At 45.2% G+C, this 12,334-nt stretch carries 10 protein-coding genes; 1 reads left to right on the top strand and 9 read right to left on the bottom strand.

Annotated elements, in window-relative coordinates; genetic code table 11:
- Window positions 1-52 precede the first annotated feature (52 nt).
- The gene (locus LF822_RS11205) at window positions 53-1,402 is read left to right on the top strand and encodes a YjiH family protein (RefSeq protein WP_253924111.1); all 1,350 of its coding nucleotides are present in this window, start codon (window positions 53-55) and stop codon (window positions 1,400-1,402) included.
- A 300-nt stretch (window positions 1,403-1,702) separates the two neighbouring features.
- Here the strand turns inward: LF822_RS11205 and LF822_RS11200 are convergent, their stop codons facing one another.
- From LF822_RS11200 to LF822_RS11160, 9 genes are all read right to left on the bottom strand, one after another.
- Window positions 1,703-2,359, bottom strand: a complete 657-nt coding sequence (locus LF822_RS11200; RefSeq protein WP_253924110.1) for a type 1 glutamine amidotransferase domain-containing protein — start codon at window positions 2,357-2,359, stop codon at window positions 1,703-1,705.
- Window positions 2,360-2,437: 78 nt separating this feature from the next.
- Window positions 2,438-3,454: an acyltransferase family protein gene (locus LF822_RS11195; RefSeq protein ID WP_253924109.1), complete on the bottom strand. Its 1,017-nt coding sequence runs from the start codon at window positions 3,452-3,454 to the stop codon at window positions 2,438-2,440.
- Between the two features lie 313 nt (window positions 3,455-3,767).
- Window positions 3,768-5,549: an L-lactate permease gene (locus tag LF822_RS11190; protein WP_253924108.1), complete on the bottom strand. Its 1,782-nt coding sequence runs from the start codon at window positions 5,547-5,549 to the stop codon at window positions 3,768-3,770.
- A 264-nt stretch (window positions 5,550-5,813) separates the two neighbouring features.
- Window positions 5,814-6,581: an IclR family transcriptional regulator gene (locus LF822_RS11185; RefSeq protein ID WP_253924107.1), complete on the bottom strand. Its 768-nt coding sequence runs from the start codon at window positions 6,579-6,581 to the stop codon at window positions 5,814-5,816.
- Between the two features lie 80 nt (window positions 6,582-6,661).
- Window positions 6,662-7,438: a fumarylacetoacetate hydrolase family protein gene (locus tag LF822_RS11180; RefSeq protein WP_253924106.1), complete on the bottom strand. Its 777-nt coding sequence runs from the start codon at window positions 7,436-7,438 to the stop codon at window positions 6,662-6,664.
- Window positions 7,439-7,458: 20 nt separating this feature from the next.
- Window positions 7,459-8,925, bottom strand: coding sequence for an FAD-binding oxidoreductase (locus tag LF822_RS11175; RefSeq protein ID WP_253924105.1), 1,467 nt, complete (start codon window positions 8,923-8,925; stop codon window positions 7,459-7,461).
- The gene (locus LF822_RS11170) at window positions 8,925-10,304 is read right to left on the bottom strand and encodes a (Fe-S)-binding protein (RefSeq protein ID WP_253924267.1); all 1,380 of its coding nucleotides are present in this window, start codon (window positions 10,302-10,304) and stop codon (window positions 8,925-8,927) included. The genes LF822_RS11175 and LF822_RS11170 overlap by 1 nt, the downstream gene beginning before the upstream one ends.
- A gap of 13 nt (window positions 10,305-10,317) precedes the next feature.
- A complete protein-coding gene (locus LF822_RS11165) occupies window positions 10,318-11,622 on the bottom strand; it encodes an FAD-binding oxidoreductase (RefSeq protein WP_256521846.1) in 1,305 nt (434 codons plus the stop codon).
- Window positions 11,623-11,638: 16 nt separating this feature from the next.
- The gene (locus LF822_RS11160; protein ID WP_253924102.1) at window positions 11,639-12,310 is read right to left on the bottom strand and encodes a FadR/GntR family transcriptional regulator; all 672 of its coding nucleotides are present in this window, start codon (window positions 12,308-12,310) and stop codon (window positions 11,639-11,641) included.
- Window positions 12,311-12,334 lie beyond the last annotated feature (24 nt).

Raw genomic sequence — 12,334 nt, 5'->3', positions numbered from 1 at the left:
ATTAATAACGTTGCATAATTATTCTATTTTTATTTGACAGGAGAGCTCTTTTATGAAAGCAGGCGACTTTAGCCCTTTATCTCATTTGAAATTTATTATCCCCTCGTTACTCGGCATCATTTTATTTATGGTTCCCTTCTCCAGTGACGGAAGTGTCACCATTCTCATTGCCATATTAGCCGGCTGGGTCGAGGAAGGCCTGGCTGACCAATTATCCTTTATTATGATGCTCATTATTTCCATTACAGCCATTATCACTCTGCTTGTTAAAATCGCCGGTCCTGAAAAATTAGACCGCACCCCTTTCTTCCAATCACTATTTAATGTGCCGTGGGTCTGGGTAGCAATCCGCGTGCTCGGGATGGTTTTTGCCATTATGGTATATTTTCAGGTTGGACCTGAGGCGATTATTTCCGACGTTACGGGAGGACTGCTGCTGGACAGTCTGCTCCATGTGCTGTTTGCCGTATTTTTGTTTGCCGGCCTATTCCTGCCTTTACTCCTTAACTTTGGTCTCTTGGAAATGTTCGGAGTCCTGCTGACAAAAGTCATGCGCCCTTTATTCAGACTGCCGGGACGGTCTTCAATTGATTCCTTAGCTTCATGGTTAGGAGACGGAACGATCGGGGTCCTGCTGACAAGTAAGCAGTATGAAGAAGGATATTATACAAAGCGTGAAGCTGCCGTCATCGGTACCACCTTCTCTGTCGTTTCGATTACGTTTAGTATCGTTGTTATTGAAGAAGTGGGACTGGGTCATATGTTTATACCTTTTTACTTAACAGTAGCCGCAGCAGGCTTAGTAGCTGCCCTCATTATGCCTAGAATTCCACCGTTGTCCCGTAAAGCAGACACGTATGTTACTGAGGAAGCCGACGACATCGAAGAAGAAATCCCTGATGAGCACAACACATTTTCGTACGCTTATACCCAGGCTGTCGAGCGGGGGAGCCGTGCCAGCGGACCGGGTAAATTTTTTAAAGAAGGCGGACAGAACATTTTAGACATGTGGATGGGCGTCGCCCCTATTGTTATGGCATTAGGAACGATTGCTCTCGTATTGGCAGAATTCACACCTGTCTTCTCGTGGCTCGGCTATCCGTTCATACCGCTGCTTGAGCTGCTGCAGATCGAAGAAGCTCAAGCGGCTTCGGAAACGATTCTCGTCGGGTTTGCTGATATGTTCCTGCCGGCAATAATCGGTTCGGGCATTGAAAGTGAAATGACGCGCTTTATCATTGCCAGCCTTTCCGTGACTCAGTTGATTTATATGTCTGAGGTAGGCGGACTGCTGCTCGGCTCCAAAGTTCCGGTTAACCTGAAGGATTTATTCATCATTTTCCTTTTACGTACCATTATCACTCTTCCGGTTATCGCTTTGATTGCTCACTTGATTTTTTAATCTTAAAATAAACGAAGCTGTGACATAAGTTAAGCGATGATGTCAAAAAAAGAAAAATTAAATAATATAAACGCAGACCATTAAAATGCTCAAGAATCCTGTGGGAACAGCGCGAGTCGAAGCTCCCGCAGGAAAGCGCTCTTTGCTTTCCGAGAAAGCTTAAGGCCGTGAAGCGTTTGACAGAGCGGTGGTAAGAAACTTTCTTGCCACATAAATAATCCGAACTGATTTCAATGGAATCGTTCGGATTATTTTATGCTTTATTCATTTTTCCCTGCTATGTTAAATCTCCGGGAACCGTTATGAGGATAGATGTTCTTTAAATACCTCAGCTATACGATGCGTCGATTGCGGGTTCTGGCCTGTAATGAAATTTTGATCCACGACGACATGATCAGCTTCAACTCCGCCTGTTTCATAGCTCCCGCCAGCTTCCTTCAATTCATCCTCTAATAAAAAAGGCATCACATCTGCTAATCCTGTTCTCTTTTCTTCTTCATTCGAGTAGCCTGTTATCTTAATTCCTTTTATAAAAGAAATATCATTTACATTTTGGTTTCCAATAAAAGCTGCAGGGCCGTGGCAGATGGCACCGATTAATTTATCATTTTGCTGAAAATGATCAAGCAGAGCTGCTATTTCTTTATTGTTTGGAAAATCTACCATCGCTCCATGACCTCCACAGAAAAAGATGGCATCGTACTCTTCTGGATTCACTTCTGTAAGTTTAACCGTGTCATGTATAGGCTCCATCACTCCATCCCATACACGAGGAAGCTCATTGCTGTAGCTGTTAGGATCGATCGGTATTCTGCCGCCCTTCACGCTTGCACCCGTCACTTCAAAACCTGCATGAGTCCACTCTGTCGCAGGCTCTATAAATTCAGACAGCCACAAGCCGGTCTGCTGATCACCGATCTGATCCACGTTTGTTGCCACCATAAGAATATTCGTCATAAAAAAAGTACCCCCTTCTGTTTTGCTTATTCTCTCACAAGAATAGCTTTTTCAAACGTAAGGGAGCACTTCACTTATTTAATTCGTTCGATATCGATTTGAATCATTCATATTTGTAAACTGCTTCCTTAATAATGCCGAACGGCCTTCAATTAGAGGCTGTGTAAGAGTCCGGATCGTGCTCGTGGAAAGCAGATACACGATAAACCCACATAATACAAAGTATACGGTGAAATCCAGAACGCTGTTAATTTCAACCCAGCCATACTGTCTAAACAGTTGAACGATAAATCCGTGCAGCAAATAGACATAGAGTGTCTGACCGCCAAGGGGCGTAAAACTGAAATGTTTATTAGGAATCCATGCCAGCACACTCATCGTCATTAATGCCCCAATAAGGTAGACGCCAAAGCGGATGAGACCGCCTAGCTCAATCGCGCCCATCGTTGCATATGACTTGGAACCAAGAAGCCAGTCTGAATTAAACTCAGGCGCCAAAGCGATGATAACGCCTAGAGCAATCATAAATACAAGACTTGCCGCTCTTGGTACAGCACTTCTCCATTTTTTTACGTGATCCTTCGTTAACCAGTATCCGGCAAGAAAGAACGGAAAGAAAACAAAGGTTCTTGATAGACTGAACGTTTGGTCAATACTGTCCGCATACCCCACGATGACACCGATGGCCACAGCAGCCGCAATCCCGATCCATGGGGATATTTTACTAAACAGGATCAACAGGATGTGCCAGCAGAACAAGCTGAACAGGAACCAGAGCGACCAGTGAGGATAGAATGGTGCGTTCAGCCAGTCGTCCTTTCCGATAAAAAGAAAGTATGCTGTAAAGACAAACTGAAAGATGATATAGGGCAATATAAGTTTTTTAGCTAAGTTAATAATATAATCTTTATTTCCAGACGCTTTAGCAAAAAATCCGGCCAGAAATATAAATGCCGGCATGTGGAACGTATAAATCCAAGTGTAAATTGTATACATTTCTCTTGATCCGTCCGTCGTTGGCTGTACCATATGGCCAAACACAACGAGAAAGATAAGGATCAGCTTTGCGTTATCAAACAGTGCTTCCCGCTTCATGTTTTCACCTTCTTGTTTTCTATAATACATACTTACACCAATTTACAGTTTTTAAAACCTGTCTTCTACGTTTTTAACATACTTGACGTTTAATTGACTAACTTTTCACTTTGATTTAACCAAACTGTAACGTATATGTTACGGGTGTTATCTTTTAAATAGAATTTACATTGAATTGACACAAAAAACGAACCCCTAAAGGTTCGCCGGCTTGTAAAGAAATTCAACCTTCCCTATTAAAACTTTCCACAACAAAAACCTTGCAGGCATCTCGCCATATCCTGCAAGGTTTAAGCACTTCATCTGAATTGATTTAAACCGTTTTTCGTTTGTGCTGAAGGTCAGCCAGTGGATCACGATTCTTATTCGTAGCGATGATATAAACCGCAATCGTCGTTATGATCGCTGCGATGATAGTTCCGACATTGAATATCCCTTTCTCTGCTGTCCATACGATCGAGTAACCAAGAGCCCCGGCAAAGGAAGCATAGTAAAGGAATGGGAAAATTGTTTTCCGGATAATATCCCCTTCTTTACCGACTAATCCGACGACGGCACACGCAGCTACAACGTTATGCACACAAATCATGTTCCCGGCCGCTCCCCCGACCGCCTGCAGGGCGACGATCCAGGTAGCGTCGACACCCATTTGAGATCCTACGTCATATTGGAACAAAGAGAACATCATATTGCTGACCGTGTTACTGCCAGCGATAAAAGCTCCAAGGCCTCCGACAAAGGAAGAGAACAGCGGCCATAAGTCACCTGTTACAGCAGCTACTCCATTAGCGAGCTCAATCGGCATACTTCCGAATCCTGCCGCTCCCCCTCCGGAGTTCAAAAACACCTGGACCATAGGCACTGTAAAAAGAAGTGCAGCAGAAGCCGGAATCATGGTTTTTCCTGATTGAGACAACGCGCTCTTGAAAGACTTGACGTTCATCTGATGAATCGCAAACGTGATCAGCGATACAACGACAAATATAGTGCCTGGTAAATAGAGCGGCTGAAAGCTTGCCGTTATTTCCGTACCGAAAATATTTGCCATTGTTACATTTACCGAAGTTAACCATTCATTTAAAGGCAGGAAGGTCAAACGTGTCATCACCAGGAACAAACCTACTAGAATGTAAGGCGTCCATGCCCGGAACATCGACATTTTTCCACTTTTGTGAGCAATATCTTTAATCTCAATTTTTCCTGTCCAGGAGGGATCCCACTTGGACTGTTCCTCGAAATCCCAATGTTCTTCTTTAGGCGGCATGAGGAAACCTTTCTTAGCTGCAGGCACAACGATGGCCAATCCAACTAAACCGCCGATCATGGAAGGAAATTCAGGGCCGAGGACATTAGCGACAATTACATATGGAATCGTCATCGCAAAGGCTGCAAATAAAGCGAATTTCCACACTTTGATGCCTTCACTGAATGACTTGTTTTTACCAAAAAAGCGAGTCATGAGCGCTACGACAAATAAAGGAATCAATGTACCGACAATGGCGTGAAGAATAGCGGCACGGCCGCCGACCATGGTTGTAAGAGCGAGAAAGTTATCCGTAATGCCGGCGTCAGCTGCCAGACCTGACTGCACACCAACAAGCATCGGTGTGCCTACAGCACCAAAGGAAACAGGCGTGCTCTGTATGACCATTCCCGCTATCACGGCTGCCATAGCCGGGAACCCTAACCCAACGAGTAAGGGAACGGCAACCGCGGCCGGAGTACCAAAACCTGCTGACCCTTCAATAAAAGCACCGAACAGCCATGCAATAATGATCACCTGGATACGACGGTCCGGGGACACATCAATGAAACCTTGACGGATTGTCTTGAGCCCTCCGCTCTCCTGCAAAGTATTTAATAAAAGAATTGCGCCGAAGATGATGTAAAGAAGTGTACCAGCCACAACGAGTCCATTAATCGAAGCTGCTGCGACAGTCGCTCCAGGAACCTGCCAGACGAAAAGGGCAAGTAAGATGGCTACTATGTACGAGATAGGCATCGCTTTACTTGCCGGCCATCTGAGTCCTACGAGAAAAATCCCAACAGCAATAATCGGTAACAGTGATAATAACGCTAACGTTCCGGTATTCATGATTCACCCTCCAATGATTTTATTGTCATATGACTTCGGTGAATACTTCCGCCCTCCTTTTCGTTTCTTATTGCGCAACAACGTTTCAAATTAGAACTAAAAAAATATCAGTTTTTTTGTAAGCGTTTTCGTAATAATTATACGGTTACCTTTGAGGATTTTCAATCATATTCAGAAAATTGTGTTATATCAATTCATTTTCATAACATTCGACAAAAAACGCAGGTTCCCACAGCCTGATATGGTGACCTGCGTTTTGCTTCTCTACTGAAGATACCCTAAACGTGCGGATATCCCTCTTCCTGCGTCAATTACTTTATCCTTTAAATCAGTGAGCCTCTCCTCAGTCATTCTAAGGGAGGTGCCTGAGATGCTTAAAGCAGCGGCCACCTGCTGTGTATGATCAAAAATAGGGGCTGCGATACAAATAATTCCCTGCTCATTTTCTTCTAAATCTAAAGCATAGCCCTTTTGTTTCACATTCTTTAATTCGGTTAGAAACAGACCGGTATCTGTGATCGTATGGTCCGTATGCTTCGGCAGGCCTTTTCTTTCAATAATGTCTAACACGGTCCGTTCCGGCAGTTGAGAGAGGATTACCTTTCCAACCGATGTGCAGTGCATAGGGGCGCGCCTGCCGACTTTAGAATGCATCCGCAGGGTTTCTGTCCCTTCCATCTTCTCTAAATATACTACTTCGCCTTGATCATAGACGACCAAGTGGATGACTTCACTCGTGTAATTCTCGAGTGTCTTTAGAAACGGCTGCGCTTCTGTCCTTAAGTCAATCGATTCCAATAAGCGTGAGCTGATTTCCAGCAGCTTATAACCAAGCTTGTATTTGCCGCTTTCCTCATTCTGCTCAATAAACCCATACTCTTCTAATGTATGCAGAATTCTATAGACCGAGCTCTTATTGATATCCATCTGTTGGGCAATATCAGTGACACCCATGCCATTTCTGCTCGTACTTACCGCGTTTATAACGTCCATTGCCCTGCCGACTGATTTGACCATATTCATCCGTTCCAAAGAACTCACCTCACTCCCAATTGTCTTCATTATAGCATAGGAAGACAGCGCTGAATGAGCAGGGAGTGAAGATAGTTACTTTAGGAATTTACAGACACTGAGGACTTTACGGTTCTATTTTTCAACGTTCCGATTTCATCAATTTTACATTCAATTACGTCCTGGTCTTTGACAAAGTGTGCTCCAAGTGGACTGCCTGTTAAGATACAGTCCCCCGGCTTTAGTGTCATCACTTTCGATAAATACGAAACCATGTATGTCAGCGAGACAATCATTAGATCAGTGGGGCTGTCCTGGGTTTCTACTCCATTGATATCGGCTTTAACTGAGACGCTGGAGGGGTCCAGGTCTGTTTCGATGTAAGGACCGACCGGGGTAAAAGTATCAAACGCCTTTCCTAAGGTCCAATGCCCGTTTTCGTGGAAAAGCTGCGGTGCTGTTACGTCGTTCCCTATCGTATAACCGAAAATATGATCCAATACTTCTTCTTCTTCGATGTCTTTAGCTTCTTTCCCGATAACTACAGCCAATTCGGACTCAAATTTGACTTCATCAATTACCTCCGGGATAACAATTTCCGCTTCAGGACCGACAACTGAGGAGGCAGGCTTGAAAAAGAAAACCGGAATCTCGGGTAATTGATCTGGCTTCTCCTCTTTACTGCCTACATAGTTTGCTCCGATGCCGAGTATCTTCTCTGGATTGACGGGAGCTAACAACTCCACCTGTTCAAGAGGCAGCACTTCCCCGGAGTAATCCCAATCTCCATAAATATTTCCCTTAACCACACTAACGTCGTCTTTAATTACGACTCCATATTGAACTTCACCTTTGTATTCAAATCTGGCAAATTTCATACCACTTACTCCTCCTTCTATTATTGGACAGCCACGGTGTCCTTCACTATTTTCTTCACATCCATACAGCGGCTCGGCGTAGGGAAAAGCTTCCCTTTATTCAGCAGGTCGTCTGGATTAAACACTTCCCTTATTTTGATTTGAGCTTCTAATTCTTCGTCGGTAAATACAAAACGCATTTCTTCCTTCTTCTCAATTCCGACGCCGTGCTCTCCAGTAATTGACCCTCCTACATCGGAACAGGCTTTTAAGCAGGCTGTCCCTGCTTTTAAAGCTTTTTCTGTCTCCCCGGGCTTGCGGGAATCAAACAGAATTAAGGGATGAAGGTTTCCATCTCCCGCGTGGAAGATATTTGCGATTCTTAATCCTGATTCTCTGCTGATCTCATAAATGTTCTCCAGCACTTCAGGAAGCCTGCTTCTCGGAATCACACCATCCTGGACAAGGTAATCGGGCGATATCGCCCCCATTGCTCCGAAGCCTGTCTTGCGGTTTGCCCACCAACGACCCCGTTCTTCTTCACTTTCAGCTACCTTCACTTCTCTCACATTACGTCCCCGGCAGACGTTGAGAATTTCTTCAATTTGTTCACTGATTCCGGCTTTAATTCCGTCCACTTCTATGAGCAGGAGCGCTTCAATATCATCAGGATGCCCGACAGGATAAGCCCCTGCTTCCACTCCTTCTATTGCCGTCTTGTCCATCATTTCCAGTGCAGCAGGTACAATTCCGGCAGAAATGATATCGGACACTGCGCGGCTGCCATCTTCGATATGGTCAAAATAGGCGAGCACGGTCTGCTTTCCTTCTGGATTTTTCAAGATTCGCACGGTAATTTTTGTTACGACGCCAAGTGTCCCTTCAGATCCGGTCAGCAGCCCCATCACGTCGTATCCCGGGCTGTCCGGAACTCCTGCTTCGCTGATTTCAATAATCTCACCATTTGGCAGAACGACTTCAAGGCCAAGGATATGGTTCGTTGTTACCCCGTATTTCAGGCAGTGAGCTCCACCCGCATTTTCCGCGACATTTCCGCCGATCGTACATACATATTGACTGGATGGATCGGGAGCGTAATAATACCCTTTGTCCGAAATAGAATTGGTCAATTTCAAATTGACAAAGCCCGGCTGTACGACAGCCTGCCGGTTTTCGTAATCGACACTGAGCAGATGCTTCATTTTCACTAGACTGATGATCACTTCACGGTTCAGCGGTATTGCCCCTCCGCTTAATCCCGTACCTGCACCACGGGCAAGGAAAGGGATGTTATTGGTGGAACAATAGCGGACAATGGCAGCCACTTCTTCTGTATTTGCCGGAAAAACAACAGCCTTAGGCATTGCTTTGTGGACTGTGAAGCCATCACAATCATAAGACAGGAGGTCAGCATCTTCATAAAGCACTTCTTTCTCCCCGACAATCTCGATCAGCTTGTTAATATGAGGGTCTCTCTGCGGTTTTTTTCTCTTTTTGCTTCCAAACATCAGGCTTCCTCCTCTCCTGCTACAGCTATTGACTTCTCGAGACCAGCGTTTTGCTCATCTTTCTGATAAGCCCAGTCGAGCAGTTGAACGGTATGAACGATTTCACTTTTCCGTCCGTATTTCCGGACCCCCATTGCCATCTGCAGCATGCAGCCAGGATTCCCCATTGAGATCATCTCAACATCCTCCGGGACATTTTCCATTTTTCGATCTAACACCGCTTCAGCCATCTCTGGATTCGTAATGTTATAGATTCCTGCGCTTCCGCAGCACGTATCAGCATTAGACAGCTCGGTATATTCGACGCCTGGAATATCCTTTAGCAGCTGCCTCGGTTCATGTCGGACACCCTGTCCATGTGCTAAGTGACAGGCATCGTGGTACGTAATTTTTTTATTCAAAGAACTTCGCGGTTTCTCATACCCCGTATCATAAAGATACTTGGATATATCCTCCACCTTTTCTGCAAAAACTTCAGCTCTCTCTTTCCATTGCGGTTCATCTTTAAATAGTTCCGGATATTCCTTTAACGCACACCCGCATCCTGCTGCGTTGACAACAACTTTCTCGGAATTTTCAAATGCTTCAATGTTTTGCTTCGCAAGCTTTCTTCCCTTTTCCCGGTCCCCTGCATGCACGTGCAGAGCTCCGCAGCATGTCTGCTTTTTCGGAATTGTGACTTCGTTGTCGTTATGAGTCAGGACGTCGATGGTGGATTGATTGATGTCCCCGAACATGACATCCATAATGCAGCCTGTGAGCATGGATACCCTCGCTTTAGGTACACCTTTGGTTGGAATGACATCGACATCTTTATATTTCTTTTGAACCGGTGTCTGCAGCTCTGGCATGATGCTCTCCATAGAAGCCAGGTGATCAGGCATCACTTTTAATGCCCCGATCGTACGCACTGCCTTCTGCAGTCCGCTTTTCTGATAAAATTTAAGCAGCCCACTGACGGTATGCATGCGCTCCTGGTGAGGGAACAACCCTTTTAAGAAGAAAGTGCTGACTGCACCCTTCCACCCTTTAAGCGGCATTGCCTGCCGGACCTGACCGCGGGCTTCCTCGATCAATCCACCGACATCGACGTCTGCCGGACAGGCCGTGGTACACGCGCGGCAGTCAAGACATTGGAAGACGGGATCAGCGAATTGTTCTTTGAGCTGGATTTTTCCTTCCGCCACTGATTTAATCAAATGCACACGGCCGCGGGGAGAATGCTGTTCTTGTCCGGTTTCTAAATAAGTGGGGCAGGCTTCTAAACACATCCCGCAGTGGACACAATCTGCCCATTTATCTTCATCCGGATGGTCGGCACTGAAATAATTGCTTAAACCTGCTGATGAACAAGGAGCTGTTTTTTCGGGCGCTGCCATTTCCTTAAGCAAATTAAATCCCTCCTATAAACCGTTGATGGTTTAAAGTATTCTTCGGATCGATCGTACGTTTAATTCCCTCAAACAAGAAAAAATACGACGTCTTTTTGCCCCATACATCAATTTCGTCCCGCAGGTGATATGGAAGATGCTTCACGATGGCATAGCCTTTCTTTTCTTCTGCGGTTCTTCGCAGATGCTGGATGGCTGAAATAACTTTCCGCTCCGGTCCTGACAATGTATAGTAACTAATTCCGTGGCCGAGGCCGCCATGAGCTTCTACCTTCACCCCTGCCTCGATACCTGCCGACTCTTTCATAATTTCATAGACATCCATGTTTTTACTTCCTATTTTAATCACAGCCTGTGTTTCTTCAAAAGCAGGGGCGGTGAGGCCGCTGGGTTCCAGGTTTTTAAACGTCTTCCAAAAATGATGTGCTTCCTGTTGATGGATGACTTCCACATCAGCTCCTTCTGGTTTATGCTTATAAATCCATTCCTCTTGATAACGGCATGACTTCTCTACATCCTCAAAAGCGATCAGCAGCGTATAGGCCTCCTGATTTATTATTTTTTTCGATAAGGCCGTGTTCAATAGTTCAAGAGAAACGGGTTCGATCATCGAATCCTGAACCCTTACAGCCAGATCCTTTAAATCCTGCAGCTTTTCTTCAGGTACGGACACCTGGACAAGACTCTCACATTTAGGCTTCGGACGGAGTTTCATCGTAACTTCTGTGATCACTCCTAACGTCCCCATCGATCCGACAAACAGTTTATTCATGTCATAACCGGCCACGTTCTTTACCACCTTCGCCCCGGTCCGAATAATCTCTCCATCTGGATAGACCACCCTTAAACCAATCACTAAATCTCTTGCCGATCCGTACTTTAATCTTTTGGGACCGCTTTCATTTGCGGCGATGACTCCACCTATGGTAGCCTGATCCGGCCAGTTCGGATGAATAGAGATCATTTGATTGTGTTCCTGTAGAAAATCCTGAAGCTCAGTAATCGTCGTCCCTGCTCGTACCGTAACCGTCATATCACCGACCTTATGCTCTACAACCCCTTTATTCCCGGCCATCGAAAGGGTGTAATCATAATGCTCCTTCGTGCCGCCATACCCGCGTTTGCTCCCCCCGCCTTCAACCGCTATCTTCTTTCCTTCTTGATTTGCCTTTTGGAGGATTTCTGCTATTTCTTCTTCACTCTTTGGTGTAAGCACTTCCGCACCCCTGTTACCGAACGCGTCAGCTAAAGAAACCGATGTGTCTTTTCTAGGCTCTTGAGGCACCTCTTTTGTTCCCACTTTCATCACCTCTTTTTTCGTATTAACATTCAGCGTTTTCTTTTATGCCCTTTTTTTTCATAAAGTTTCTTACAAACTCCAGGTGATCCATCATCGCTTTGCCAGATTGTTCAATTTCCCCCGCTTTAATATGTGCAAAAATCCGTTCGTGCTGCTGGATGACTTCTCTTAATAGTATGGAATCTAAAGCAATAGCGCTATGAAAGTCGACCATCGATTTTTTCGTTGACGATGAGATGAAATCCATCAATTGACAAAGGATGTGATTGCCTGAAGCCCTGGCAATGCTGGTGTGAAATTGATAATCAGATAAACCTTGATCCTCTCCACCCTTCGCTTTCATTTCGTTTACAGCTTCCTCCATCGCTTGCAGGTCTTCATCTGTCCGGTGCTGCGCCGCAAGCTTTACCATTCCATCCTCTAACATCTCCCTTACTTGAAACAACGCTTCAATGTCTTCCATATTCGGTAAAAGCAGAAACTGATCAAGCAGCTTAGCCGAGTTGAAATGACAAAGGTACGTTCCTTCCCCCTGCCTGATTTCCACCAGCCCTTTGCCTTTTAACGACGTGACGGCATCTCTTACTGCAGATCTTCCTACGTCAAAAAGGTCACATAATTCACGGACCGATGGCAGCTTTTCGCCAGGCTGATACGTTCCAGAACGGATAAAAGTTTCTAATTGCTCTTCCACACGTTCAGATACCTTTTTCGCAGA

Origin of the sequence: Halobacillus sp. A5, assembly GCF_024189315.1 — a bacterium.
GTDB lineage: Bacteria > Bacillota > Bacilli > Bacillales > Halobacillaceae > Halobacillus_A.
The sequence above is the reverse complement of the archived record's forward strand: the minus strand, read 5'-3'. Positions and strand labels throughout refer to the sequence as shown.

What these genes read in the sequence shown, in the direction of transcription:
- LF822_RS11200 (WP_253924110.1), bottom strand. Translation starts at nt 2,359, where the DNA reads ATGACGAATATTCTTATGGTGGCAACAAACGTGGATCAGATCGGTGAT.
- LF822_RS11205 (WP_253924111.1), top strand. Translation starts at nt 53, where the DNA reads ATGAAAGCAGGCGACTTTAGCCCTTTATCTCATTTGAAATTTATTATC.
- LF822_RS11165 (WP_256521846.1), bottom strand. Translation starts at nt 11,622, where the DNA reads ATGAAAGTGGGAACAAAAGAGGTGCCTCAAGAGCCTAGAAAAGACACA.
- LF822_RS11170 (WP_253924267.1), bottom strand. Translation starts at nt 10,304, where the DNA reads ATGGCAGCGCCCGAAAAAACAGCTCCTTGTTCATCAGCAGGTTTAAGC.
- LF822_RS11190 (WP_253924108.1), bottom strand. Translation starts at nt 5,549, where the DNA reads ATGAATACCGGAACGTTAGCGTTATTATCACTGTTACCGATTATTGCT.
- LF822_RS11175 (WP_253924105.1), bottom strand. Translation starts at nt 8,925, where the DNA reads ATGTTTGGAAGCAAAAAGAGAAAAAAACCGCAGAGAGACCCTCATATT.
- LF822_RS11195 (WP_253924109.1), bottom strand. Translation starts at nt 3,454, where the DNA reads ATGAAGCGGGAAGCACTGTTTGATAACGCAAAGCTGATCCTTATCTTT.
- LF822_RS11180 (WP_253924106.1), bottom strand. Translation starts at nt 7,438, where the DNA reads ATGAAATTTGCCAGATTTGAATACAAAGGTGAAGTTCAATATGGAGTC.